The organism is Rhodococcus sp. NPDC060176 (assembly GCF_042728675.1).
In the GTDB taxonomy this organism is placed as follows: Bacteria; Actinomycetota; Actinomycetes; order Mycobacteriales; family Mycobacteriaceae; genus Rhodococcus_F.
This window is the reverse complement of record NZ_JBHWYS010000002.1, coordinates 976,464-1,001,787: the sequence shown is the minus strand read 5'-3', so window position 1 is coordinate 1,001,787 and position 25,324 is coordinate 976,464. Positions and strand designations below refer to the sequence as shown.

The window sequence follows — 25,324 nt, the reverse complement described above, 5'->3', positions numbered from 1 at the left end:
CTCCGCTCATGAAATTGGCGTCCCCGCGGGTGCGGCCGGTGCTGTGGATTGCGGCCCTCGCCCTGACGGCCTCGAGTCTGAGCGGATGCATCGGTGCCGTCGACCGGATGGATTTCGATGATCAGATGCGTGAACGTGGCGGTGGGATGACGTCGGATCTGGTGCGGAACGGGTTCGACAGCCTCGCAGAGCGATACGGCGTCGACGCGGTGGCGGTGACCAGCGTCGACATCAGTCCGATCGAGACGCTCGGCGTCACCGTTCGAGACCCGGGGAAGCCGTCGCAGCTCGACCGGTTCTCTTTCGACGGCGTCATTCTCGGCGAGCCGAGCCCCGTGCAAGTGAGCGTCACCGAAAATCTTGATGCACGATCGTTCACGTTGGATCAAGTACCGGCATTGGCGAACGTCGAGAAGTTGGTCGACGACGCGCTGGCGAGCAGCGGCATCGACGAGGGTGAAGTCACCGGGATCTCGGTCGGTCGCACCGAGGCGATACACGCCTCCGTGATGGTGGAATCCTCACGCTCTCAGGTGCTGGTGGTCTTCGACCCGGACGGAACTCCCTTTCTGGTGCAGCCGCTGTGAGCCGCCGTATCGTTCCGCTGGTCATCTCGGTGGTGGTGATCGTGGTCGTGGGAATCTTTGCCGCACTGTTGTCTTCGGTGATCTGGCCCGGGCAGGTGGCTCACTTGGCGCCGATCTTCTGTGAAGATCCGACATCGAGCGCGATGGTCGTCTCGGATACCTTTACCGACGGCGACGGTACGTCCACCAATTTCACCCTGTATTGCGTCGGGCCGCGCGGTCAGACCGTCGATGCCGGTTGGCTGCTTCCGTTCGTGGTGCTGTGGGGCGTGTATTCGCTGGTTCTCGCGGTCGGTGTCGCCGTGATCGTGCTGGCGGGCGTCGGCCGGCGTAGGCGCCGGAACAGTCTCGGGGTCAGCGATGCCCCGGCGGCGTCGTCCTACCAGGAGTTCTGACCGCGGGGTGCTTGCCCCGATCAGTCTGGGAGGACGATCAATTCGGCAACGGCGCCGTTCTGTGCGTGTGCCGGCACGAGGGCAAACGCCGAGCGTCCGATCAACCCTGCAAGGTGCGCGGTACGCACGGACGGATCGGCTCGCCAGCGACCGTCGGGGGATTGTACGACCGGAAGTAGGCGTACCGCATCGGAACTCACCGCAGCAGCGTTCTCGATGATGCCGAGCAGCGGCGGCGGCGTCTCGCGCCCGGTCAGGGCGGCCACGACGGTAGGCAGCATCGTCAACAGGGTGGTCACGGCGGCGTAGGGGTTGCCGGGGAGGCCGAGAACCACCCGACCGCTGGGCAGGACCGCCGTTATCTGAGATCCGCCCGGGCGCGAGGCAACCCGGCCGACGATCGTGCGAGCGCCGAGTCGATCGAGTGCACTGCGCATTTCGTCGGCCGCGCCGCCACCCGTCGCACCGATGACAACAAGCAGGTCCTGTTCGGTCGCATCCGCGAGCACACGCTCGAAACTGTCCGCCGTGTCGCGCAGGTGCGAATTCGACTCGCACCGTACGCCGTTGCGTTCGAGCAGGTAGGGAAGAATTCCGCCGACGGAGTCGCGGGTCTGACCTTCACGCAGTGGGCCTCTCTGCCGGATCTCGTCGCCGGTGACTATCAGGCGTGCCCGGACCGGACCACGGACGAGGGCGGCGAAGACTTCGCCGCTGGCAGCCGCCGAGATCACCGACGGGGTCACCGCGGTACCAGTCGGGGCAATCGTGAATCCAGTGGTCCAGTCTTCCCCCCGCGGGCGAGCGTCGTTGCGGTACGGCGCATCCGGCAGCCGTCGCAGTATCCGAGTTGGCTCGTCGAGGGACAGATACTCGTCCCGGACCACCGAGGTGGCACCGGCGGGCAGGTGCGCTCCCGTGGCAATGCGGATCGCTTCGCCTTCGCCGAGCTCGAGTTGCCCGTCGGCGCCCGCGATGCGGATCTCGGTACGCACCCGCCACGGACCCTCGCCGGAGACGGCGTACCCGTCCATCGCCGAGACATCGGATCGAGGAAGATCACCCAGGGCGACGAGAGGCTGCGCGAGGGTCGATCCCAGACTGTCGGCGAGGTCGGCCCGGTGCGGGGACAGCGGTGTCAAGGCGTTCGCGACGGCGATGCGGGCTTGATCGATCGTCAGGCGCGGATGCCTTCGCGCGCGATCGATGTCCGCCGGTGTGTCGCAGTCGGTGGTACCAGCCACACGCAGGGTCGAGAACGGTTCGGTGACAATCGCTTTCATCGGTTGGTTCTCGAGCCCTGAGCTTTCACGCAAAGCGGCGAGGCGCTTTCGGAGTTCACGAACAGTCCAGGCGGAGAACAGGAATTGGGTTCGGTTGGTCTCGTCCACCGCGCACGTGACCGGATTGTCCGTCGACGTCGCAGCGATCAACGCGTCGACCGATTCGGCCCCGACGTGCGGTAGATCGGATGCCAGCACGACCACCAGAGCGTCTTCATGCAACCCGGATGACAACCCGGTCGCGGACAACCCCGCCCAGATCGCCGCAACGGGTCCGCCGCCGATCGGAGATTCCTGGGTCTGGGTGATGCGCGCATCCAGTTCGGGTCGATGCGGACCGACAACGACGACGGCGTCCAGATGCGCCGTCGCTGAAAGCGCGATGTCGAGGAGCCTGCGGCCGTGAACGAGCAGGCCAGGTTTGTCGACACCACCCATTCGGGTCCCGCGACCACCCGCCAGAATGACGGCGGCGGTCGGCGGCGTGACGGTCATACCTCCATGCTGCCCCATCGCCCGGGTCACGACGACCGGTGACACGTGAATCAGAAGTGATACCGAGCTTTCTTCAGGTCGATCCGACCGTCCTTGATCGGCACGCCTTCGAGTTCGAGCTTGGCGATCTGACGATGGGCCAGGTGCGCCGACGGTTTGCCGGAGGCACCGAGAACCCGATGCCACGGCAGATCGGCAGAGTCGGTCCGCATGATCCAGCCGACCGTACGAGCACTGGAAAGTCCTGCGGCGTCGGCGATGTCGCCGTACGTCGCCACGAAGCCGGCGGGAATCGAGGCGATGAGTCGCCTTACCTCTTCGATCTGTTCTTCCGTGGTGGCCGCCATCGGGCCCTCGTCAGAGCACTGTCCGGACGAGGGACGCCACCTCGTCGGCCCGCACGTGCGGGACCATGTGGTCACAATCGAATTCGACACTGGTCAGATTTTCACCGAGGCGTTCGGTGAGCGCTGAGCGGAACTCGTCGGTGACATAGGGAGGCTGAACTTTCATTGCCTGAACCAGCACGGTCGGCATCGATGACGGTGGCAGCACGATCGGGCGAGCGAGTTCACCCCACCCCGTCACGATCGCAGGGGTGGACAGGCGCCAATTGACGCGCCCGTTGCCCAGTTGGATCAGGTGCTCGGCCATCTCGATGTCGAGATCCGGGGTGGGAACCTCACCCCACGAGCCGTGAATCTTCTCGGAGTAAGCCTCTGCCGCATCGGTGTAATCCGGTGAGCCGATTGTGAGTTCGGCCACTTCCTGCATGAAAGTCGGATCCAAACCGATCGCCGGGTCGAGCAGGACGAGCCCACGAACGCGTTCCGGTGCGGTAGCCGCGAGGTGCAGCGCCAGCATTCCGCCGAACGAATGCGCGAGGATCACCACCGGTCCGGTGGCGTGTTCGTCGAGCGTCTCCATCAGGCTGGCCACGTGGGATTCGATGTTCCACGGGGGAGCCCAGGTAGAGCGCCCGTGACCGCGCAGATCGGGCGAGATCCAGCGCGCTTCGGGCAGTTGGTTCTCGGCCATCGACTGCCAACGCCGGCCGTGACCGGTCAGGCCGTGCAGCGAAAGGATCTCCGGCGCCCCGACGGGTCCGTAGAGATACGTATGGAGTGCAGACACACGAGCAATCATGCCGGATGTGGGCGATGCATGAGTTGTCGGTGCGCTCTGGTGGAATGCCTGGGTGAGTGAGACGGCAACACGCAGCAAGGTCACCATTCCGCGGGCGCGGTTGGTGCACCGAACTGCGCCGTCTCCGATACCCCGAACGTGGGACGAAGGGACGGCGCGGCTGTTCGCTCCGCCGTCAGAAGATCCGTTTCAGCTCGCATTCGGCCCGGCGTCATTCGGCTCCGCGTCATTCGGCTCGGCGGCCGCCTGGAATCCCTGGCAGGTGCTCGGCAGCCCAGGAACCGGCAAGACGTCCCTTCTCGTGGATCTGGCAGTGCAGAAGATCTCCGGTGGCGAAGATCCTGAATCGGTCCTCGTGCTCACCCAGTCACGCCGGGCAGCGACGCAGGTCCGTGAGCAGATCACAGCCGGATTGCTCGGGTACGAACAAGAACGCGGACCGCAGGCAACTCGTGAGCCGTTGGTCCGCACCGTTCACTCCTACGCCTTCGCCGTTCTTCGGCTTCAAGCCGCAGCACACGGCAACGCGCCGCCACGCCTGATCACCGGCGCCGAGCAGGATTCGGTGCTGCGCGAGATGTTGCGCGGCGACATCGAAGACGGTGCACTCCGGTGGCCGGAGCGCCTGCGACCCGCGCTGGGCTTGAACGGCTTTGCCGTCGAACTCAGAGACCTGATGCTGCGTGCCAACGAACGCGGACTCGGTCCCGAAGATCTGGTCAAGCTCGGTAAGAAGCGCGGCCGACCAGAGTGGGTGGCGGCCGGCCGGTTCGCCGAGGCTTACGAGCAGGGTGTGCTGCTGCGCGGAAGCGTCGGCGTCGAGGCTCCGGAGGCCACAGCGCCGGCACTGGACGCAGCTGAGTTGATCGGCGCCGCGCTGACCGCGTTTGCCACCGACCCCGAGCTGCTCCGCTCCGAGCGCGCCCGCATCCGGCACCTCCTGGTCGACGACGCGCAGCACCTGGATCCCCAGGCGGCGCAACTGGTTCGACTGATCGGAACCGGAACCGCAGGCACTGTGATCGCCGGCGATCCGGATCAGTCGGTCTTCGGGTTCCGCGGTGCGGATTCGGCGTTCCTGCTCGGACTCGCCGAGCGCGGAGACGAGCGCCAGATCGTCCTGCCCACCACGTTTCGAAACAATGCCGACGTCGCGTCGATCTCGGCCAAGATCGCTGCGCGGCTGCCCGGCAACCTCGCTCACCGCATCGCGGTTCCGTCCGATCTCACCGATGACGACCCCGGACGGGCGTCGGTGCGTGTTCTCGGCACGACGGCCAAAGAAGCGGCCGTTGTCGCAGATACCTTGCGCCGGGCGCATCTGCTGGACGGGATTGCGTGGTCCGACATGGCAGTCGTCGTGCGGTCGGTCCCGCGCACCCTTGCCCCTCTCCGGCGGGCCCTGCTCGCAGCGGGGGTGCCCGTCACCACTGCTGCCACCGAATTGCCGCTCGCCAGACAACACGGCGTGTCCGGTCTGTTGCTGGTCCTTCGGGCGCTCGGCGGCGATCAGTTCACCGGAGACGACGCTCTGGCCCTGATGGCCGGCCCCATCGGCGGCGCCGAACCGGTCACTCTGCGCCGGTTGCGTCGAGGTCTGCGCCGCGTCGAGTTGGCGTCGGGAAGTGATCGGGACTCGTCGGAGTTGTTGCGGCTGATCCTGATCGACGAGGATCGCGCGCAGTCCAAGCGGCTCATGGGCAAACTGACGGACGTCGAGGCTGCCGCCCTGAATCGAGTGCTGTCGGTCCTTCGCAAGGCCCGGGTACCTCTCGAACGTGGTCTCGGGGTCGAGGAAGTTCTCTGGGCGGCCTGGCAGGCGACGGGACTGGAACGGCGCTGGGCGGCTGCGTCGGCGCGCGGGGGTCCTATCGGCTCACAAGCCGATCGCGACCTGGACGCCGTCGTCGCACTCTTCGACGCGGCCGCCAACTACGTCGACCGACTGCCGCGTTCGCAACTCGCCGGTTTTGTCGACTACTTGACCAGCCAGGAGATACCGACCGACTCGCGGAGCCGATCGGTCATCGCTCCGGACGCCGTCACCGTGGTCAGCGCTCACGCCGCGGCGGGTCGCGAATGGGCCGTCGTGGCGGTGGCGGGTGTGCAGGAAGGGCTCTGGCCGAGTTTGCGGGCACGCGGATCGCTGCTGCGCACCGAAGCGCTGATCGACCTGGTCAACGGAGTCTCCGACGGCAGTGACTCGGCTGCTGAACGACTCTCGCGAACCGCGCCCCTGCTGGCCGAAGAACGCAGGTTGTTCCTGGTCGCCTGTAGCCGTGCTCGTCGCCGTCTGCTGATCACCGCAGTCGAATCGGCTTCGGGGGACACCGATCTGGTGCCTTCGCGGTTCGTGGACGAATTGATCCGTGGTGACGCGTACTCGGACGACCCGACTTCCGATCTCGACGTCGTTGCACCGGAGACCGGAGATACCCGGGTTCTGTCGCTGCCGGCACTGGTCGCACAGCTTCGCAGCGTGGTGTGTGATCCCGACATCGCGCATTTCGACCCCGAGAAGCACTCCCGTGCCGCACACCAGTTGGCGCGTCTGGCTGCTGCCGGAGTACGAGGCGCTCATCCGGATCAGTGGTACGGCACAGCCGCGCCGAGCACCGCTGCTCCCATGTGGCAACCCGAGGACGGACCGGTGTCACTCTCGCCGTCCACCATCGAGCTTCTCGAAACTTGCCCTCTCCGATGGGTGTTCGAGCGTCATGGGGGCAGCGACGGAGACAACACTCACGCGATCGCCGGCACCCTGGTCCATACTTTGGTGCAGGCGCTGGCCGGCCGGATACCACCGGACCAGGTCGAGAAGGCACTCGAAAATGCCTGGGAGTCGATCGATCTGGGTTCGCAGTGGTACTCGCGCCGCGAACTCAATCGAACGCGCGAGATGCTGGCGACCTTCACCGCCTGGATGAACGCAACTCGCGGTGAACTGACCGAAGTCGGCGTCGAGGTCGCGGTCGAGGGGGTCCTCGAACCGCGCGAAGAAGGAGCGCCTGCAGTCAAGCTTCGCGGCCGTATCGACCGGCTCGAGCGTGACACCGAAGGACGCCCGGTCGTCGTCGACGTCAAGACTGCGCGAAATCCCGTCAGCAACGAGGCCGCCCAATCTCACGCGCAGCTGGCGGCGTACCAGGTCGCAGCGGCCGAGGGCGCGATAGCAGGCGAACCGGCGACACAACCCGGCGGCGCACGCCTGGTATTCGTGGCCAAGTCCAACAAGAAAGACGGTGCGGCGCAGCGAGTTCAGCCGCCGTTGACTGCCGAAGCAGTAGAGATGTGGCGGGACGTCATTCACAACGCCGCGGCAGCGACCCAAGGACCCGAGTACCTGGCCAGGGTCAACGACGGATGTAGACATTGCCCGGTGCGTTCGAGTTGCCCGGCACACGACGAGGGACGACAGGTGAGTAACTAAGTGGCTGCCGCGACGCAGAAGGCACGCCGACCGAAGATCGACCCTGTCGACCTCGCGGTCGCGCTCGGCCAACACCCGCCGACGCCGGAACAGGCGGCAGTGATCGCCGCACCGCTCGGTCCGACATTGGTGGTCGCCGGTGCCGGTGCCGGTAAGACCGAGACGATGGCTGCTCGCGTCGTGTGGCTGGTGGCCAACGGCTTCGTCGATCCCGAAGCCGTTCTCGGATTGACCTTCACGCGTAAAGCGGCGCAACAGCTCACGTCGCGAATCCGCAAGCGCTTGGCGCGACTGGCGGGTTCGGACGTGCTGCGGGCACTCGACCCGACCGGCGGAGTGCGTTCCCGGATTCTGGCCGGGGAACCCGAAGTCAGTACCTACCACGCTTACGCGGGACGGTTGCTGTCCGAACACGGACTCCTGTTGCCCATCGAACCCTCGGCGACGCTGCTGTCCGAGACCGAACTGTGGCAGGTTGCGCACCGCGTCGTGAGCGGCTGGGACAGCGATCTGGACACCGACAAAAATCCGGGGTCGATCACCGAAACCGTTCTGGCCCTTGCCGGTCAATTGGCGGAGCATCTGGTCGATCCCGAGCAGCTGCTCGAGGCCCACACCGAGTTGGACAAGCTGATTCACACTCTGCCTGCCGGTCCGAAACAGCGGGGCGGACCCAGCAAGGAATTACTGAATTACCTTGATGTGCAACACAAACGCATCGAGCTACTGCCCCTCGTCGCCCGGCTTGGCGAGACGTTGCGGCGCGAAGGAGCACTGGACTTCGGAAGTCAGATGTCGCTGTCGGCGCGGGTCGCTTCCGAGCACCCCGAGGTCGGGCAGACCGAGCGTGAGCGCTTTCGGGTGGTTCTTCTCGACGAGTACCAGGACACCGGCCACGCTCAGCGAGTGTTGTTGTCGTCGTTGTTCGGTGGGGGAGCAGACGGCCGGTTGGCGTTGACGGCCGTCGGCGATCCGATGCAGTCGATCTACGGTTGGCGCGGCGCGTCGGCGGCCAACCTGCCTCGGTTCGCAACCGATTTCCCGCTCGCCAACGGAAAGCCGGCTCCGACACTCGAACTGCTCACCAGTTGGCGCAACCCTCCGGAGGCTCTCGAGCTGGCCAACCTGTCTTCGGCGCCGTTGCGTCGACGCGGCGTGGCCGTCAGCACTCTTCGTGCGCGGCCAGGAGCCGTCGCCGGAGATGTTCGACTGGCGTTGCTCGGTGACGTCGAACAGGAACGTCAGTGGGTGGCGGAGAAGATCGCCGAAGAATACGAGGCGGCACGTGCCGAAGACCGCCCGACACCCACGGCAGCGGTGTTGATCCGCCGAAACGCGGACGCTGCCCCGCTGGCCGAAGCTCTGCGGTCCAAAGGTCTGCCGGTCGAAGTGGTCGGCCTCGGTGGGCTTCTGCACACACCTGAGGTGGCGGACGTGATCGCCATGCTCCGAGTGGTCGCCGATCCACTGGCGGGCAGCGCAGCGGTTCGGCTACTCACGGGAGCGAGATGGCAAATCGGGGCGAAGGACCTCGCCGCACTCTCGCAACGCTCCCGCGAGCTCGCCATCTCCGCGGGATACGGAACGGCAGGTGCGGTCACCGACGCCGAGGCGCTCACCTCGGCGGTCCACGATGCATTGCCGGGGGAGAACGCCGAGCAAGCAGGTTTGGTCGACTCGATCTCCGATCCAGGTCCGGCAGAACGCTATTCAGCCCTCGGGTACACACGCATCAACGCGATAGCAGCAGAGTTGGCGTCGTTGCGCGAACGCATCGGCCAACCGCTCACCGAATTGGTGGCGGAGGTCGAGCGGGTGCTCGGTATCGGAATCGAGGCGGGAGCGCGGACCCGAGTCGGTGTCGTCGGCACCGCAGGCCGTGAGCATCTCGACGCGTTTGCCGACGTCGTCGCCAATTACGCGACGCGTCCGACGGCCAATCTGACCGGGATGCTCGCATTCTTCGCGGCCGCCGAACAGATCGAGAAGGGCCTGACCCCGGGCGAGGTGGAGGTGGCGCCAGATCGCGTGCAGATCTTGACCGTGCACTCGGCGAAGGGGCTGGAATGGGAAGTGGTCGCGATCCCGCATGTCAGCGACGGCGTGTTCCCCTCGTCCACCGCGTCCGGGTCCTGGCTCGGTGCGCTCGCCGAACTGCCACCGTCGTTGCGCGGTGACCGGGCGGTCGACGCGGATTCGGCGGACGGCGTGCCAGTGCTCGACCTCGAGGAGTTGTACAACCGCAAGGACCTCGAGAACGCGATAACGGCTCACAAGAAGGCACTGTCCAACCGTCGACTGGACGAGGACCGTCGATTGTTCTACGTCGCGTTGACCAGAACCGAACGGGCACTGTTCATCTCGGCTCATCATTGGGCGGAATCCGGTTCGGAACCGAAGGGGCCTTCGGAGTTCCTGGACGAGCTGCATCAGATGGTCACTGCCGAAAACGACGCCGGTGAAGACGGTTCACGCGGTGCGATCGGCGTTGTGGAGGAATGGGCGCCGGCACCGGAACCCGACACCGAGAACCCGTTGGCCTCCACGCCCCGCACGGCGCAGTGGCCACCCGATCCGCTGGGTGCGCGCCGCGGGGCCGTCGAGGCGGGAGCCGCGAGCGTCCTGTCCGCTCTCGCTTCGCTGCCGAAAGACAGCGAAGAGACGGAAGAACCGGAGGACGATCCGGAAAACTGGTCATCGGATGTCGACGTTCTCTTGGCCGAGCGCGAAGCCCGGGCAAACGCGCGTGCCGAAGTGATTCTCCCCGCACAGCTTTCGGTGACTCAGCTCGTCGACCTCAAAGCCGACCCGGACGAACTCGCGGCACGACTGCGTAGACCACTGCCGTACCCACCGAATCCGCTCGCTCGGCGAGGCACGGCTTTTCACGCCTGGATCGAGCGAAGGTTCGGTGCGACCCGGCTGTTGGATCTCGACGAACTACCCGGCGCCGCGGATACCGGCGCGGGCCCCGAGACCGATCTGGTGAAACTTCAAGATGCATTCCTGCGGTCCCCGTGGGCCAATCGCAGCCCGATCGAAGTGGAGGTTCCCTTCGAGACTTCTATCGCGGGAACGGTACTGCGGGGCCGGATCGATGCCGTGTTCGCCGACCCCGACGGCGGTTGGACGGTGATCGACTGGAAGACCGGTGCCGAACCTTCGGCCGCCAACGAGGACGCGGTTGTCATGCAGTTGGCCGCGTATCGAGTGGCCTGGGCCGAATTGATGTCGGCCAGAGCTCGTTCGGCGGGGCGCAACGAACAGTTCCCGGCAGACAAGGTGCGCGCGGCGTTTCACTACGTACGATCGGGTCGCACCATCGCCCCCGAGAACCTGCCGGACGGTGAGGCCCTCGCGCACCTCATCCGAACGGCAGGCGCGCAGGACTAGCCGGCGTTTCGACGAGCCTTGAGCGCTTCGGTCACCAGCGGAACCTGCAGGGGGAGACGTGCGATCGAACCGATCTTCTGCGGTGTGGACGTCTTCGGGCTTCGGCACCAGTCGATCGCCATCTGAATGTTGGCGGGGAAGACGGCAACAAAGAGCGCGGCGGCAAGGCCCGCACCGAGCTTGCGAGTCTTCGGCACGGCCAAGGCCGCGCCGATCGCCAATTCCGCGACGCCCGACACCTGCGTGTAGGTGCGCGCCTGACCGGGAAGCTGGCGGGGAACGGTGCTGTCGAAGAAGGAGGGCGCAACAAAATGCATGGTCCCGGCGCCGAGAAGGATGGCCGACAAACGAAGAGCGGCTGCTTGGCTGGGAGTGGACGTCGAACTGGTGAAAGGCATTTGCCCAGCCTGCCTCACAGTGGACCTTCTTGCCAGTAACGGCACCACTACCGGTCCGCCATTCGGCGCCCGAGTTCCGAAGTCGATCTTCGAGGGTTACGCTGCCTGCCGATGTCCGTGTAGGTATTTCGTAAGTTCGAGTGAGAGAGTCGATGTATGGCCGGTAAGCTCCGGGCGCGTTTGACCAGGTCGGAAGCATTGACCGATCAACCTGACTTCGCCCTTGTAGGGGTGCTGCGAATTCCCCAGCTGCAGACCAGTCCAGCTCGGGCGATCTACAAGCGAGTTCTCATCGCATTGGGTGCTCTCGGCGCCGCCGTGTTGATCGTGTACATCGATCGTGCGGGCTACCGTGACGCTCAGGACAACGAACTTTCCCTGCTCGACTGCATCTACTATGCGACGGTTTCGCTCTCGACCACCGGCTACGGCGACATCACCCCGTTCACGCCGTCCGCGCGCCTGGTCAACGTCCTGTTGATCACGCCACTTCGAATCTTCTTCTTGATCGTGTTGGTCGGCACCACACTTTCAGCTCTGACCGAGAGTTCGCGTCAGGCGTTCAAAATTCAGCGTTGGAGGCAGCACGTGCGTAATCACACCGTCGTCGTCGGATACGGAACCAAGGGACGCACGGCAATCGAAGCCATGCTCGGGGACGGTGTGCCGGCGTCGGAGATCGTGGTCGTCGACACCGATCAGGCCGTGCTGGATTCCGCTGCCAGCAAGGGGTTGGTGACGGTATTCGGTTCGGCTACGAAATCGGATGTACTCCGGTTGGCGGGCGCGCAGAATGCGTCGTCGATCATCGTGGCAACCAACCGCGACGACACCGCAGTGCTCGTGACGCTGACAGCTCGGGAAATTGCGCCGAAGGCCAAGATCGCCGCAGCCATCCGTGAAGCCGACAATGCGCATCTCCTGCGTCAGTCCGGCGCAGACTCGGTGGTCGTCTCGTCGGAGACGGCCGGCCGACTCCTCGGCATCGCGACCACGACGCCAACCGTCGTGGAGATGATCGAAGACCTGCTGACTCCGGAAGCCGGATTCGCGATCGCCGAGCGTGCTGTCGAGCGTGACGAGGTCGGTGGCTCTCCGCGTCATCTCTCCGACATCGTGCTCGGCGTCGTTCGCGACGGTCGCCTGGTTCGCGTCGGTTCGCCCGAGGTGGACGCCGTCGAGGAGAACGATCGCCTGCTGTACATCCGCCGCGTCACGAACTGAGTGCTACCGAGCTTCGTGCGCGCAGTAATGTCGTGAGCGTGAACGACTTCCAGCTGACCGAAACACCTCTGCTCTCACGTTCGAGCGTCGGCCGCGCCGAGGAATTGCGGTCGGACGCCGCTGCACTGACCACGGGCTGGACGGATGCGCTGCTTCTACGAGTGAATTCACGGGGGCAGGTCAAGGTGTCGCCGGAAGGTCAATTGGTCTTCGCCGAGGCAACCGAGTTGGGACCCGAACCGGTGCGCGGTGCGGTGTTCCTGGGAATTCGCGAGAATCGCCACGTGTGGGCAGTGCGGGTGTCGCTGCTGGCGGGCACGTTGTCCGAATTGCGGATGCTCGGCGGAACACTCGACGACGCGGACGCCGGCCTGCTGACCGGTGCCGTCGCGATTCTCAACTGGCACGACAGTGCCGGATTCAGCGCTATCGACGGCGCACCGAGTGAGCCCACCATGTCCGGCTGGTCTCGCATCTCCACGTCCACGGGCCACGAGGAGTTTCCCCGAACCGATCCGGCGGTCATCTGCCTGGTGCACGACGGCGGCGATCGAGTTCTGCTCGCGCGTCAGCCGACCTGGCCGCAGCGGCGTTTCTCGATTCTCGCGGGATTCGTCGAGGCCGGGGAGTCGCTCGAAACGTGTGTTGTCCGCGAGATCAAGGAAGAGGTCGGTATCGACGTGCACAGCGTCCGATACCTCGGCAGCCAGCCCTGGCCGTTCCCGCGCTCGGTGATGTTGGGATTTGCCGCAATCGGCGATCCCGCCGCTCCGCTGCTGTTCGCAGACGGCGAGATCGCCGAGGGCACCTGGTTCACCAAGGACGAGGTGCGCGCCGCTCTCGAACTCGGCGACTGGGGTTCGGAAGCGGACGCGCCGTTGCTGCTGCCCGGATCGATCTCCATCGCTCGCGGAATGCTCGAGAGCTGGGTCAAATAGGGGCTGGGTCAAGTAGCAGCCGGAGAAGACCTACAGACCCAGAGCCTGCTTGACCTGGTTGAGCGACGGGTTGGTCGCGACGCTGCCGTCGCCGTACTTCACGGTCGGAACGACGTGATTGCCACCGTTGACGCTGCCGACAAAGTCAGCTGCTGCCGGATCGTTCTCGATGTCGATCTCGGTGTACTCGATCCCCGACGCGTTGAGCTGCGTCTTGAGGCGGCGGCAGTAGCCGCACCACGTGGTCGAGTAGATGGTCAGGGCAGGCGCGTTTTCGGTAGAAGTCACGGCCGATATAACACCACGACCGAGAGCGTTGTTCCGTATCGGCCCGTGTTCTCTTGCCCACATACCGTCGGGCGCGGCGATTGGAGTGTCGGAACGTCCTGCCATGATGGTGCCCATGCCTGCGGACACCGGACTGGATCCAGAACAATCGGCCGCCGTGCTCGCGCCACGCGGCCCGGTGTGCGTCCTCGCGGGCGCTGGAACAGGCAAAACCCGCACCATTACACGTCGGATCGCTCATCTGGTTGCCGACGGTCATGTGTCGGCCGGTCAGGTGCTTGCCGTGACATTCACCGCTCGTGCGGCCGGGGAAATGCGTGGGCGTCTCCGTGAACTGGGCGTCGGCGGAAGTGGGCCGCAGGTCCAGGCTCGAACCTTTCACGCCGCTGCTCTGCGGCAACTGAAGTACTTCTGGCCGCAGGTTGTCGGTGACACGCCCTGGCGTCTGCTCGACCGAAAGTTCGCAGTTGTCAGTAGCGCCGCAGCTCGGGTGGGATTGTCCACCAGCACTGAAAGCGTCCGGGACCTCGCCAGCGAGATCGAATGGTCGAAGGCTTCGCTGATCGCGCCGGAGGACTACCCACGGGCGATCGCCAAGATTCGCCGTGAGGCACCGGTCGACGCCACCAAGGTGGCCCAGGTTTATGCGGCATACGAAGAGCTGAAAGCACGCGGCCAGGACGGCATGCTCCTGGACTTCGACGATCTCCTACTTCACACAGCGGCAGCTCTCGAAGAGCATTCGACGGTCGCCGACGAGTTCCGCGAGCGCTATCGCTGCTTCGTTGTGGACGAGTATCAGGACGTCACCCCACTTCAGCAGCGTGTGCTCGACGCCTGGCTGGGGGACCGCGACGACCTGACCGTGGTGGGCGATGCGAATCAGACCATCTACTCCTTCACCGGAGCCACCCCGAACTACCTGTTGGACTTCTCCCGCAAATTCCCCGAGGCGACCGTCGTCCGGCTCGAACGCGACTACCGCTCCACACCTGAGGTCGTGTCGTTGGCGAACCGCGTGATCGGTGCGGCACGCGGGCGGATCGCCGGGACGCGTCTGCAGCTGATCGGGCAGCGCGCACCGGGGCCCGAGCCGGAGTTCATGGAGTTCGACGACGAGCCGGCCGAGGCGCTCGGCGTTGCGCGGGCGATCAAACGGCTGATCGCGGCAGGCACCCCCGCCGCCGAGATCGCTGTTCTGTACCGGATCAATGCCCAGTCCGAGGCGCACGAGCAGGCGCTCACCAAGCTCGGCATCCCGTTCCAGGTGCGCGGTGGAGAGGGCTTCTTCACTCGCACCGAGGTCCGTCAGGCAGTGGCGGCGCTGCGCCAGGCTGCCGGACGCGACGACCTCCCCGAAGGTGCAGACAACGGCGAAGCGCTGGTCTCACTCGTTCGCGCCGTACTCGCTCCGCTCGGCCTGACCAACGAGGAGCCTTCGGGTACTCAGGCACGCGAACGCTGGGCGTCGCTCTCGGCTCTCGTGGCGCTGACCGAAGAACAACTCGTCCATGAACCCGAACTCACGCTCACCGGGCTCCTGCAGGAGCTCACGGCCCGAGCCGAGGCGCGGCACCCACCGACAGTGCAGGGCGTGACGCTGGCTTCGCTCCACGCGGCCAAGGGACTCGAATGGGATGCGGTGTTCCTGGTCGGCCTCAACGACGGCACCCTGCCGATCCAACACGTTCTCGGCGACGCCAATTCGGGCGCCGACGACGTAGCAGTGGAGGAGGAGCGTCGGCTTCTCTACGTGGGGGTGACCCGCGCTCGTGAGCATCTGCAGCTGTCGTGGGCGCTGGCCCGCAACGAGGGCGGACGCAAGTCCCGTCGCCGGTCGAGATTCCTCAACGGACTCGTCCCGGAGGACTCGCCTGCCTCGCGCGTCGCCGCGCCGTCGTCGGGGAACAAGAAGCGTCCGCGCTGCCGCGTGTGCGGTAAACCGCTGATCGGGACGTCGGCGACAATGCTCGGACGCTGCGAGAAGTGCCCGTCCAATGTCGACCTGGAATTGCTCGAACATCTCAAGGCCTGGCGTCTGGACAAATCCCGTGAACTCAAAGTTCCGGCCTATGTCGTCTTCAGTGACAACACACTGATGGCTATTGCCGAACAACGACCACAAGACAATCGTGGACTGGTCTCGATTCCCGGAATCGGGCCGAAGAAACTCGACAATTTCGGCGAAGACGTACTTGCTGTCATTCGCGGTGAACTCCGAGCAGCAACACTCGATATCTGACAACACATCTGAAACGACAACCGTGAGTTACATAACCGCAGGTCAAAAATAGGTTGTGCAGATTCGAGAGATTCTCTACTCTGGTTTTCAGTGTTACGGGGCAACCTGTGCGCAGAAACTATCCGGACCGACACGAAATGGAGGTGGCAAATAAATGACGAACTTGATCTCTTACGAAGCGTGCGCAAGCGCAAAGTTCGCTGTTGCCGCCCCCATGCTGCCGCGTGCAGCGGGATGGGCGCAGCATGCGTTCCGCCTGCGCCCTCAATCAGCAGCAAAGAAAGCAGCTGTCGAGTCCGTGTTCTTAAGCCATCGAGGTATTTCTCGGTAGGACACATCCGTTCACTTACGGCCACGGACCCGCAGCCCCTGCGGACCGTGGCCTTTGTGTTGGATACCCCTCTTGATCTGGTTTCCGACTCGGCTCAGGTTCGCACCCATCGAACCCATATCGTGCGACACAGTTTCGCATCCGAGCACTAGGAGACCGAGTTGTCTGCCCAGACAATCCGCGTGGAATCCGAAAACTCCACCACTGCAGCAACATCCACCGACGTCACTTCGGCTGCAGTGACATTCATCGAGGTCGCGTCCACCCGCCGCGACCTGCCGTGCCGGGCATCCAACCCCGATCTCTGGTTCGCCGAAGCTCCGGCCGAACTCGAGCAGGCCAAGGCACTGTGCGCGCAGTGCCCCATCCGTTCCCGTTGTCTCAGTGCGGCTCTCGACCGCGCCGAGCCCTGGGGGGTGTGGGGAGGCGAGATACTCGATCAGGGGGCCGTCATAGCGCGCAAGAGACCGAGGGGGCGCCCACGCAAGCAACTCGTGTGCGCGTGAGAGCTCTATTCGGCGGAGCCGGTTTCATCCAGATCCGGCTCCGCGAACCCTGGCAACCAACGAGTCAGGATTTCCATGTACGGGGCATATGCGTCCAACTGGGCGCATATGCCGACCGAACCGAGAAGAACACGGAAAATCATCAAATACTCGGCCGGAAGGTTGAGTGCACGGGCCGTTCGGAACTGCGCACTGTTGAAGTCAGTGGCGGTTCCGGCGGCCTTTTGCAGCCATGACCGAGTGAAGTGAAATGACTCGGTCTGGATCGGGTCGGTGAACGGGCGCAGGTAATCTGCGATTTCCTTGTCGGTCACCGTGCGACCGGGAATCACGAAACCGTTGGCGCGCAACAACTCCGTCAACTCGTCGAATTGTTCCTCGACCGCCAAGCGCACCATCGTCCCGAGAACCCGTGGCAATCCGTTCGGGAACGGCGCTGCAGCACCGAAGTCGATGACGCCGAGTCGGCCGTCCTCGAGAAGCATGAAGTTGCCGGGGTGCGGATCACAGTGGAGCAAGCCGACGCGTGCCGGAGACGCGAAGTGGAACTCGGCGAGTAGCGCACCGGCAGCATTGCGCTGATCCGGCGTTCCACTTTCGATGATTCTGGTCAACGGGGTCGCCGTCATCCATTCGGTCACGACTACTTTCGGCGCGCTCGCAACGACGTGCGGGATCACGAATTGCGGATCCCCGTCGAATTCTTTCGCGAATGCTCGCTGATTGTTCGCCTCGATCCGATAGTCGAGTTCTTCCTCCGTGCGGGCGGTGAACTCCTCGATCACGGGTCGCACGTCGACACCGGGCATGACCGAACCGAACAGGCCGGCAAATCTGCCCAAGGTCTTGAGATCGGCGCGAAGAGCTTCGTCGGCGCCGGGGTACTGAACTTTCACGGCTACGTCGCGGCCGTCCGCCCAGACCGCACGGTGAACCTGCCCGATGCTTGCCGACGCGGTCGGTTCGTCGTCGAACGACTGGAATCGATCGCGCCACTTGGTTCCGAGTTGCTGATCGAGCATCTTGTGTACTTGCTTGGTCGGCAGCGGCGGGGCAGCGGCCTGGAGCTTGTTCAGCGACTCACGGTACGGTTCCGCGAATTCCTCCGGAATAGCCGCCTCCATGACGCTGAGCGCTTGCCCCAGCTTCATCGCGCCACCCTTGAGCTCACCCAGCACCGCGAACAATTGCTCGGCAGCCTTCGCGCTCAACTGTGCGTCGATCTCTCCTTTGTCGCCGCCGGCGAGCTTGCGTCCGAAGCCCATGGCGGCGCGACCGGCCATCCCCAGGGGGATGCTCGCGAGTTTGGCAGTTCGGGCAGAACTCTTGCGTGGGATCTCGGACACCACACCATCATGTCTGACTGGGGCGCCCTTTGCCCGAAACAGGTGCCAGGTATTGGCAACTGCAGGATATTTGCCGAGGCCAGCGCCTCGTTGTGATTCGATACGGACGGAGCGCGATCTCGAGCGTCGACGACAGACTGGCTGCGGATGTTGCACCGTGCCGGTCCACCACACCGAGAGCCGCGTCGATCTCGGCCAGGGCCAGCGCGACGCTTGCATGGATCATCGCCGATTCCGCGTGGCCCGCGCTGCCGAGTAGCTGCGCGGACAGATGAAGCCAATGAGGGTCGAGTTCGGATCGGATGATGTCGGCGCACCGCAGGCAACTCGACTGACCCGGCAGGACTAGAGGGCCGACCACACCGTTGCCGTCCCGGATGCGGACGGAAAGGTGGGGGAGTCCGCATCGAACGAGATCGCTGACCAAGCGAGGATCTGTGACGACGTCGTCGGCCAAGACAACCAGTTGTTCGTTCCACGTGCGCACGACGTCGGTATTGCGGTAGCCCCGCGAGCGTCGCGTGGTGATCCCGCCGGTCACGAGGGCTCGCTCGACGGCGTCCGAGAGAGGGCCGACGCCGTGGATCCGGACGGACGCGGCGCTTGTGCCGGAAGTGTGGACGAATCCGGAATCGGCGAGTTGGTCGAGCAACGCCTCCGTCACCGACGTCGAAATCCCGCGCTTCGACGCTTCCCAGAGGATGGTGGCGCGTGATCTCGAGCCGTCCATCGTGCGAAGGATGGACTTCACCGCCCGCGCATCGACCCCGACAGGCAGCGTCAGCAGGACGGCGCGTCCGGGTGTCCATCCCAGCTGCAGCCGACCGTCCGGGCGTGACAGAACAGCGATCCGTGGATCCCATCGGGGTCCCACGGATCGCTGTGTGTTCTGTGTCGTGCTGTCGTGTATCGCGCTGTTCTGCGTGTCACCGGTCATCGCTCGATGCTGGCATGACGCGCGGCCGGAGAGTCCGCTTCAGCGACAGTTATCCACAGGCCGTCAGCTTGGCTGAACTGCGAAAATGTGTCGAGAAGGAATTACTTCTCTTCGTCGTCCTCGCGGGTCTTGTCCATCGCAGCCTCAGCCGCACGCTCTTTTGCCTCGACGGCTTCGAGCTGGGCGATCGGGTCGTCGAAATTGCCGGCTTCGCCGCCGCCGAGGACACGGGCGACAAACCCGTCCGGTGCGTCGAGATCGCTCGAATCGGGCATGAGGTCGGGATGTGACCAGACGCCGTCACGAGTATCCATACCGGCTTCCGCAGTGAGCTTCTGCCACAATCCGGCCGCTTCCCGGACCTTACGAGGACGAAGTTCCAGTCCGACGAGCGTCGCAAACGTCTGTTCGGCCGGTCCACCGGTGGCACGGCGCCGCCGCAACGTCTCGCTCATCGCGGCGACACCGGGCAGTCGCTCGCCGAGTGCGGCGGTGACGACGGTCTCCACCCAACCTTCGACCAGCGCAAGCAGTGTCTCGAGACGCTCGAGAGCGGCCTTCTGCTCCGGTGTGTTCTGCGGCTCGAACGTGCCCTGCTGCATCAGCGCTTCGAGCTTGCTCGGATCGGTGAGAGCAGACGGGTCGAGGTCCTTGGCGAATTCTTCCATCGCCGAGAAGTCCATCGTGATCCCGCGGGCGTACTCCTCGACTGTCGCGAGGACGCGCTGGCGCAGCCACGGAACGTGACTGTAGAGGCGCTGATGAGCTGCTTCCCGCGCGGCGAGGAACACGAGAACTTCCTGATGCGGCTGTTCGAGACCCTCACTGAAAGCCTGAACCGCAGCGGGGAGAAGGGCCGCGGTGCCTTCGGGTCCGAGGGGCAAGCCGATGTCCGTGGAGGAGAGCACCTCGGTGGACAGTTGACCCAGTGCCTGGCCCAATTGCGAGCCGAACGCGAGTCCGCCCATCTGGCCTAGCATGCCCAGCATCGGGCCCGCCATCTGCTGCGCTTCGGCGGGAAGTCCCTGGACCCACATGCCAGCTACCTTCTCGGCTACCGGATCACAGAGTCGTTTCCACGTGTCGATCGTGTTGTCGAGCCAGTCATTCGGAGTCCAGGCGAGGGTGCGGCTCGCTCCGGCGGGGAGCGTTGTCGCGGCGTCCAGCCACATCTCTGCCAGATGCGCTGCATCGGCGATCGCCTTGACGTTGCCCTCGGTGATCGGTGTGACCGACCCGATCTGTTGGCGTGCCAGCTTCTTGGCGATGTCGTAGTTCACCGGGCCGGACGAATCGCCCTGGCCCATCGACGAGCCCATTCCGCTCAGCATCTGACCGAACTGGGTAAGCATCTGGCCGAGTTGAGCCGGATCGAATCCCTCACCGCCCGCGCCGAACCCGAACGGCATGTCACCACCCCCGAACGGATTGCCACCCGCCGCGTTCTTGTCGCGATCGGGATCGTCGTCGGAGTTGGAGAAGCCGAACGGCATATTGCTCATACCTCAACGGTACAAGGCTCGAGCGGTCGGAGTCGCCCTCCGAGTCACGCTGACGGCGAACACGCACGGCGCTCAGGCGGTGCGATCGGTGCTCCGGCGCCTTCGCGCTTTACTCTGGATCAGGTGAATCGACGGATAGTGACGCTCTTGGCCGCACTCGCACCCATCGTCGTGTTGGGCGTCGTCGGAACAATGGTCACTGTTCCTTATGTCGCTCTCGGTCCGGGCCCCACCTTCAACACGCTCGGCGACGTCGACGGTAAGCCCGTTGTCGACATCCAAGGGGCCGAGGTCGATCCCACCGACGGCAACCTCAACATGACAACGGTGTCTGTTCGCGACGGCCTCAACATCTTCGAATCATTCGGACTGTGGGCGAGTGGCAGCAACGGACTCGTCCCGCGCTCGGAGATCTATCCGCCCGAGAAGTCGAAGGAAGAGATCCAGCAGGCCAACACCGCCGACTTCCAGCAGTCCGAGGACAGTGCCGAGTTGGCGGCACTGCACTTTCTCGGCAAGCCGGTGGCGCTGACTGTTTCGAAGGTGACCCCCGACGGTCCCGCTGCGGGTGCGCTGCAAGAAGGCGATGTCCTGGTCAAGATCGGTGACACTCCGGTCACCACGATCAGCGGCGTTCAGGACACGGTCGGGGCGATTGCTCCCGGCACTGCGATCAACGTCACCGTCATTCGCGCGGGCGTGGAGACCGTTGTGCCGGTCACCGTCGGGGCGCGGCCCAACAAGCCCGAATCGGGTTACCTCGGCGTCACGCCCAACGAGGTCCCGGACGTCCCCTTCACCGTGCAGTTCAACCTCGCCGACATCGGTGGCCCTTCTGCCGGACTGATGTTCACGCTGGCCTTGGTGGACAAACTGACACCGGGGGAGCTCAACGGCGGAAAGTTCGTGGCCGGAACGGGCACCATCGACTCCGCCGGTGAAGTGGGTCCGATCGGCGGTATCAGGTACAAGTTGATCGCCGCGTCCGAAGCAGGTGCGGAGACGTTCCTCGTGCCGGCCCAGAATTGTGACGAGGCGAAACAGAATGCGCCGGACGGGCTTCGACTCGTCAAGGTCGACAACCTGCCCGGCGCAGTGGACTCACTCGAGAGCCTCAACACCGGCGGCGATGCACCCCGCTGCTGAAAGCAGTCTCTGTCAGTCTTCTTCGACCTCGTCGAGCGTCGCGTACAGCGCGTGCACGAGGTGAGGTGCGAGACCGTCGTAGGTGAGCAGTTCCAGGTCGCCGTACGGATCTGCATCCTCGTCGGGACGCATCTGCAACAGCGACAGTGACGGACCGTCACGCAGCACGCCGACGAAGAGTCGAGCTTCGCGTCGATCAGGATGTGCGTTGGCAGTCAGTCGAGCGACCTCGTCCGCTGCGTGCTGATCGGTCAACACCGGCGCTGTGGCGTGGTCGAGATCCGATTCCGCCTCGGGCGGTAGGACGACGATTTCCTGCACCAGGATGCAACCCTGGACCGACTCGGGCCAATGCGTCGTTGCCAGGAACTCGTCGAGTGCGCGTGAACCGCCGATGATGTCCTCGGGGAGCGATTCCTGCTCGATCGGTGTGTATTCGGCACCCTCGGCGAGTTGGTCCAGCAGTCCGGGTTCGGCTGCGGCGAGCATTTCGGTGGGTACCAACGCGTACAGCTTCGGCGGTTGATCCCAGCCTTCGGCGTCGATGTGGTCGACTACTTCATGAACGCACCGGGCGAGGGCACTCGGTGATCTGCTCATATTCTCTTCACTCACACGTTCATCCTCGCATCTTCTGCCTGGCTTCCCGCTCTCCGTGTTGTCAACCCGTGACCGTTGTTACGTAGAGTGGTCGGAAACGGCCAAGTCCACTCGGGCGTGGCCGCAGTGATCGATGCAATCGGTTGCGACGCCACGGCGTCGCCAAATCTTGGAGCGTGGCACGTGGGCATGCGGCCCCCCGCAGGTTTACCCTCTCTGTCCAGACGCAGTCGAATCTTGTTGGTGGTGGCTGTCGTTGTGGCGGCCTTGCTGCTCGTGGGGCCGCGACTGATCGGCATGTACACGGACTGGTTGTGGTTCGGCGAAGTCGGCTTCCGTGGTGTGTTCACCAAGGTTCTGCTGACGCGATTCGTTCTCTTCCTCGTTGTCGGAATTGTCGTCGGAGCCATCGTGTGGCTCGCGATGCTTCTCGCGTACCGTGCACGTCCGGTGTTCGTCCCGGTCTCCGGACCCAATGATCCGATCGCGCGCTACCGCACCACCGTCATGTCGCGACTTCGTCTGTTCGGCGTGATCATTCCGGTAGCGATCGGCATCCTGTCCGGTCTCATCGCGCAGGCCAACTGGGTCACCATCCAGTTGTTCCTCAACGGTCAGCAGTTCGGCATCACCGATCCCCAGTTCCATCTGGACGTCGGCTTCTACACCTTCGATCTGCCGTTCTACCGTTTCGTTCTGAACTGGTTGTTCGTCTCGATCCTGCTGGCATTCGTGGCAAATCTGATCACCCACTACGTTTTCGGTGGAATCAAATTGGCCGGGCGCGCTGGGACATTCACCACTGCCGCTCGTATTCAACTCGCTGTTATCGCCGGAACCTTCGTGCTCCTCAAGGCGGTTGCGTACTGGTTCGATCGGTACTCGTTGATGTCGAGCAGTCGTAAGGAACCGACGTTCACCGGTCCGGGCTTCACCGACATCAATGCGGTGCTGCCGGCGAAGCTCATTCTGTTGTCCATCGCCGTCATCTGCGCCTTGGCGTTCTTCGCGTCGATCTTCACGCGGGATCTTCGGATACCGGCCATGGCAGTCGCTCTCCTGGTTCTCTCGTCGGTGCTCGTCGGTGCGGTCTACCCGATGATCGTCGAGCAGTTCTCCGTCAAGCCCAATGCGGCGCAGAAGGAGAGCACGTACATCGAGCGGAACATCGAAGCGACCCGTCAGGCGTACGGGATCACCGAAGAGAACGTCGACTACGTCGACTATCCGGGCATCGGCACCAAGCAACCCCAGGATGTTCCGGCCGACCGGACCACGATCGCGAACACACGATTGTTGGATCCGACGATCCTGTCGCCGACGTTCACCGCTCAGCGTCAGCTCAAGAACTTCTACGGGTTCCCGCAGACGCTCAACGTCGACCGTTACGAACAAGACGGACAGTTGCGCGACTTCGTTGTCGCAGCGCGTGAGCTGTCGCCGAACAACCTTTCCGGCAACCAGACGGACTGGATCAACAAGCACACGGTCTACACGCATGGCAACGGCTTCGTCGCGGCCCAGGCAAACGAAGTCACGGCCGTGCAGGGCGACAGTCAGAACAACACCGGTGGTTACCCGATCTACTCGGTGAGCGACCTGACGACCACACCCGAGAACGAGAACCTCAAGGTGGACAATCCTCGTTCGTACTACGGCGAGGTGATCAGTCAGTCGGACGCCGATTACTCGATCGTCGGTTCCGTCGACGGTGAGGGACCGCGGGAGTACGACACCGACACCTCGAAGTACACCTACACAGGCTCGGGTGGCGTTTCGATCGGCAACTGGTTCAACCGTCTTGCATTCGCGGCGAAGTACACCGAGCGCAACATCCTGTTCTCGAGTGCAATCGGCTCGAACTCCAAGATCATCTTCAAGCGTGATCCGAAGGAAAGGGTCGAGGAGGTCGCGCCTTGGCTGACGACTGACGGCGCTGCTTACCCCGCAGTGGTCGACGGCAAGATGCAGTGGATCATCGACGGCTACACCACTGCCCAGGACTACCCGTACGCGCAGCGCAGTTCGCTCGACGGTTTGGTCGAGGACAGTATCGACCAGACGACCGGGCGCCTCATTCCGCGCCAGGAGTTCTCCTACATCCGCAACTCCGTGAAGGCCACGGTCGATGCCTACGACGGCACCGTCACGCTGTACCAGGTCGACGAGCAGGATCCGGTTCTGAAGGCGTGGATGGGGGTCTTCCCGGACACGGTCAAGCCGAAGAGCGAAATTTCGGACGACCTGCAGGCGCACTTCCGGTACCCGGAAGACATGTTCAAGGTCCAGCGCGAGATGCTGGCGAAGTACCACGTCGACGATCCGAGTGAGTTCTTCACCAACAACGCGTTCTGGTCGGTTCCGAGCGATCCGACGATCGACACGACCGCCAACCAGCCGCCGTACTACGTGCTGGTGGGCGACAAGGACACCGCGAAGGCGGATTTCCGTCTGACCAGTCCGATGGTCGGGTTCAGTCGTGAGTTGCTGTCGGCCTACATTTCGGTGGCGAACGACAAGGAGAACTACGGCAAGTTCACGGTGCTGCAGTTGCCCACCGATACGCAGACTCAGGGTCCACAGCAGGCGCAGTCTGCGATGACGTCGGATTCGCGTGTTGCTTCGGAAGTGTCACTGCTCAAGCAGTCGAACAAGATTCAGTACGGAAACCTGCTGACTCTGCCGATTGCCGAGGGCGGAATCCTCTACGTCGAGCCCTTGTATTCGCAGCGAAACTCGCAGAACGCGTTCCCTCAGTTGGCGCGTGTGCTGGTGAGCTTCAGCGACACCAACGGCATTCGGATCGGTTATGCACCGACCGTCTCCGAGGCGATCAGTCAGATTTGGCCGGGCGCGGGTTCGGCAGCGACGGTCACCCAGCCGGCACCCGATCCGGATACCGGAGCGCAACCGGAAACGCCGACAACTCCGACGGCACCGGCCCCGCCGGCTTCTTCGGACGACGTCACGAAGGCACTCGCCGAGGTCAATTCGGCAATGGCCGCATTGAAGTCGGCGCAGCAGAGCGGTGACTTCACCAGCTACGGTGCTGCGCTCGACCGCCTGCAGAAGGCTGTTGACGCGTACCAGGCGCTGCCGAGGTAAGCAGCGTCAGTTCGTGAACAGCGTCGGTTCGT

Annotated in this window: 19 protein-coding genes; 10 read left to right on the top strand and 9 right to left on the bottom strand. The window is 64.2% G+C overall.

Features of this window, described 5'->3' with window-relative positions:
- Window positions 1-8 precede the first annotated feature (8 nt).
- Window positions 9-587: a hypothetical protein gene (locus ACFWEM_RS13040; RefSeq protein ID WP_378534015.1), complete on the top strand. Its 579-nt coding sequence runs from the start codon at window positions 9-11 to the stop codon at window positions 585-587.
- Window positions 584-982, top strand: coding sequence for a hypothetical protein (locus ACFWEM_RS13035; RefSeq protein WP_378534013.1), 399 nt, complete (start codon window positions 584-586; stop codon window positions 980-982). Before ACFWEM_RS13040 ends, ACFWEM_RS13035 begins: the two co-directional genes overlap by 4 nt.
- Window positions 983-1,002: 20 nt before the next feature.
- On the opposite strand, the gene ACFWEM_RS13030 is transcribed toward ACFWEM_RS13035, so the two are convergent.
- The 3 genes from ACFWEM_RS13030 to ACFWEM_RS13020 are packed head-to-tail and all read right to left on the bottom strand — an operon-like array spanning window position 1,003 to window position 3,906.
- Window positions 1,003-2,760, bottom strand: coding sequence for an NTP transferase domain-containing protein (locus tag ACFWEM_RS13030; RefSeq protein WP_378534011.1), 1,758 nt, complete (start codon window positions 2,758-2,760; stop codon window positions 1,003-1,005).
- Window positions 2,761-2,810: 50 nt separating this feature from the next.
- On the bottom strand, window positions 2,811-3,107 hold the full coding sequence (locus tag ACFWEM_RS13025) for an MGMT family protein (protein WP_003942322.1): 297 nt from the start codon (window positions 3,105-3,107) through the stop codon (window positions 2,811-2,813).
- Between the two features lie 10 nt (window positions 3,108-3,117).
- Window positions 3,118-3,906, bottom strand: coding sequence for an alpha/beta hydrolase (locus ACFWEM_RS13020; protein ID WP_378534009.1), 789 nt, complete (start codon window positions 3,904-3,906; stop codon window positions 3,118-3,120).
- A gap of 52 nt (window positions 3,907-3,958) precedes the next feature.
- Here ACFWEM_RS13020 and ACFWEM_RS13015 point away from each other — a divergent pair, with 52 nt between their 5' ends.
- Both ACFWEM_RS13015 and ACFWEM_RS13010 read left to right on the top strand, forming a co-directional pair.
- The gene (locus tag ACFWEM_RS13015) at window positions 3,959-7,336 is read left to right on the top strand and encodes an ATP-dependent helicase (RefSeq protein WP_378534007.1); all 3,378 of its coding nucleotides are present in this window, start codon (window positions 3,959-3,961) and stop codon (window positions 7,334-7,336) included.
- Window positions 7,337-10,729 (top strand): ATP-dependent helicase, encoded by a 3,393-nt coding sequence (locus ACFWEM_RS13010; protein WP_378534005.1) that lies wholly within the window; start codon window positions 7,337-7,339, stop codon window positions 10,727-10,729.
- Here the strand turns inward: ACFWEM_RS13010 and ACFWEM_RS13005 are convergent.
- Window positions 10,726-11,127 carry a hypothetical protein gene (locus ACFWEM_RS13005; RefSeq protein ID WP_378449195.1) on the bottom strand — a complete coding sequence of 134 codons (402 nt, stop codon included), beginning with the start codon at window positions 11,125-11,127 and terminating at the stop codon, window positions 10,726-10,728. The two genes, ACFWEM_RS13010 and ACFWEM_RS13005, sit on opposite strands and share 4 nt — an antisense overlap.
- Before the next feature lie 156 nt (window positions 11,128-11,283).
- On the opposite strand from ACFWEM_RS13005, the gene ACFWEM_RS13000 reads away from it, so the two are divergent.
- On the top strand, window positions 11,284-12,351 hold the full coding sequence (locus tag ACFWEM_RS13000) for a potassium channel family protein (RefSeq protein ID WP_378449194.1): 1,068 nt from the start codon (window positions 11,284-11,286) through the stop codon (window positions 12,349-12,351).
- Window positions 12,352-12,389: 38 nt separating this feature from the next.
- Complete coding sequence (gene nudC, locus ACFWEM_RS12995) at window positions 12,390-13,289, top strand: NAD(+) diphosphatase (RefSeq protein WP_378534003.1); 900 nt, start codon at window positions 12,390-12,392, stop codon at window positions 13,287-13,289.
- A 30-nt stretch (window positions 13,290-13,319) separates the two neighbouring features.
- Here the strand turns inward: nudC and ACFWEM_RS12990 are convergent, their stop codons facing one another.
- Window positions 13,320-13,577 carry a mycoredoxin gene (locus ACFWEM_RS12990; protein ID WP_003942350.1) on the bottom strand — a complete coding sequence of 86 codons (258 nt, stop codon included), beginning with the start codon at window positions 13,575-13,577 and terminating at the stop codon, window positions 13,320-13,322.
- Between the two features lie 103 nt (window positions 13,578-13,680).
- Here ACFWEM_RS12990 and ACFWEM_RS12985 point away from each other — a divergent pair, with 103 nt between their 5' ends.
- Together ACFWEM_RS12985 and ACFWEM_RS12980 are read left to right on the top strand one after the other, a co-directional pair.
- On the top strand, window positions 13,681-15,819 hold the full coding sequence (locus tag ACFWEM_RS12985; RefSeq protein ID WP_378534001.1) for an ATP-dependent DNA helicase UvrD2: 2,139 nt from the start codon (window positions 13,681-13,683) through the stop codon (window positions 15,817-15,819).
- 513 nt (window positions 15,820-16,332) lie between these two features.
- Window positions 16,333-16,656: a WhiB family transcriptional regulator gene (locus ACFWEM_RS12980; protein ID WP_378533999.1), complete on the top strand. Its 324-nt coding sequence runs from the start codon at window positions 16,333-16,335 to the stop codon at window positions 16,654-16,656.
- 5 nt (window positions 16,657-16,661) lie between these two features.
- On the opposite strand, the gene ACFWEM_RS12975 is transcribed toward ACFWEM_RS12980, so the two are convergent.
- The 3 genes from ACFWEM_RS12975 to ACFWEM_RS12965 all read right to left on the bottom strand — a co-directional run bounded on the left by ACFWEM_RS12975 (window position 16,662) and on the right by ACFWEM_RS12965 (window position 20,441).
- The gene (locus ACFWEM_RS12975) at window positions 16,662-18,005 is read right to left on the bottom strand and encodes an ABC1 kinase family protein (protein WP_378533997.1); all 1,344 of its coding nucleotides are present in this window, start codon (window positions 18,003-18,005) and stop codon (window positions 16,662-16,664) included.
- A gap of 4 nt (window positions 18,006-18,009) precedes the next feature.
- Window positions 18,010-18,939, bottom strand: a complete 930-nt coding sequence (locus ACFWEM_RS12970; protein WP_378533995.1) for a hypothetical protein — start codon at window positions 18,937-18,939, stop codon at window positions 18,010-18,012.
- Between the two features lie 101 nt (window positions 18,940-19,040).
- Window positions 19,041-20,441, bottom strand: a complete 1,401-nt coding sequence (locus ACFWEM_RS12965; RefSeq protein ID WP_378533993.1) for a zinc-dependent metalloprotease — start codon at window positions 20,439-20,441, stop codon at window positions 19,041-19,043.
- A gap of 123 nt (window positions 20,442-20,564) precedes the next feature.
- On the opposite strand from ACFWEM_RS12965, the gene ACFWEM_RS12960 reads away from it, so the two are divergent.
- A complete protein-coding gene (locus ACFWEM_RS12960; protein WP_378533991.1) occupies window positions 20,565-21,587 on the top strand; it encodes a PDZ domain-containing protein in 1,023 nt (340 codons plus the stop codon).
- A gap of 12 nt (window positions 21,588-21,599) precedes the next feature.
- Here the strand turns inward: ACFWEM_RS12960 and ACFWEM_RS12955 are convergent, their stop codons facing one another.
- Window positions 21,600-22,202 carry a PPA1309 family protein gene (locus ACFWEM_RS12955; RefSeq protein WP_019747831.1) on the bottom strand — a complete coding sequence of 201 codons (603 nt, stop codon included), beginning with the start codon at window positions 22,200-22,202 and terminating at the stop codon, window positions 21,600-21,602.
- A 174-nt stretch (window positions 22,203-22,376) separates the two neighbouring features.
- Here ACFWEM_RS12955 and ACFWEM_RS12950 point away from each other — a divergent pair, with 174 nt between their 5' ends.
- Window positions 22,377-25,292 (top strand): UPF0182 family protein, encoded by a 2,916-nt coding sequence (locus ACFWEM_RS12950; RefSeq protein WP_378533989.1) that lies wholly within the window; start codon window positions 22,377-22,379, stop codon window positions 25,290-25,292.
- The last annotated feature ends 32 nt before the right edge of the window (window positions 25,293-25,324 follow it).

What these genes read in the sequence shown, in the direction of transcription:
- ACFWEM_RS13030 (WP_378534011.1), bottom strand. Translation starts at nt 2,760, where the DNA reads ATGACCGTCACGCCGCCGACCGCCGCCGTCATTCTGGCGGGTGGTCGC.
- ACFWEM_RS13005 (WP_378449195.1), bottom strand. Translation starts at nt 11,127, where the DNA reads ATGCCTTTCACCAGTTCGACGTCCACTCCCAGCCAAGCAGCCGCTCTT.
- ACFWEM_RS12965 (WP_378533993.1), bottom strand. Translation starts at nt 20,441, where the DNA reads ATGAGCAATATGCCGTTCGGCTTCTCCAACTCCGACGACGATCCCGAT.
- ACFWEM_RS13000 (WP_378449194.1), top strand. Translation starts at nt 11,284, where the DNA reads ATGGCCGGTAAGCTCCGGGCGCGTTTGACCAGGTCGGAAGCATTGACC.
- ACFWEM_RS12950 (WP_378533989.1), top strand. Translation starts at nt 22,377, where the DNA reads ATGCGGCCCCCCGCAGGTTTACCCTCTCTGTCCAGACGCAGTCGAATC.
- ACFWEM_RS13020 (WP_378534009.1), bottom strand. Translation starts at nt 3,906, where the DNA reads ATGATTGCTCGTGTGTCTGCACTCCATACGTATCTCTACGGACCCGTC.
- ACFWEM_RS12985 (WP_378534001.1), top strand. Translation starts at nt 13,681, where the DNA reads ATGATGGTGCCCATGCCTGCGGACACCGGACTGGATCCAGAACAATCG.
- ACFWEM_RS13025 (WP_003942322.1), bottom strand. Translation starts at nt 3,107, where the DNA reads ATGGCGGCCACCACGGAAGAACAGATCGAAGAGGTAAGGCGACTCATC.
- ACFWEM_RS12970 (WP_378533995.1), bottom strand. Translation starts at nt 18,939, where the DNA reads ATGACCGGTGACACGCAGAACAGCGCGATACACGACAGCACGACACAG.
- ACFWEM_RS13040 (WP_378534015.1), top strand. Translation starts at nt 9, where the DNA reads ATGAAATTGGCGTCCCCGCGGGTGCGGCCGGTGCTGTGGATTGCGGCC.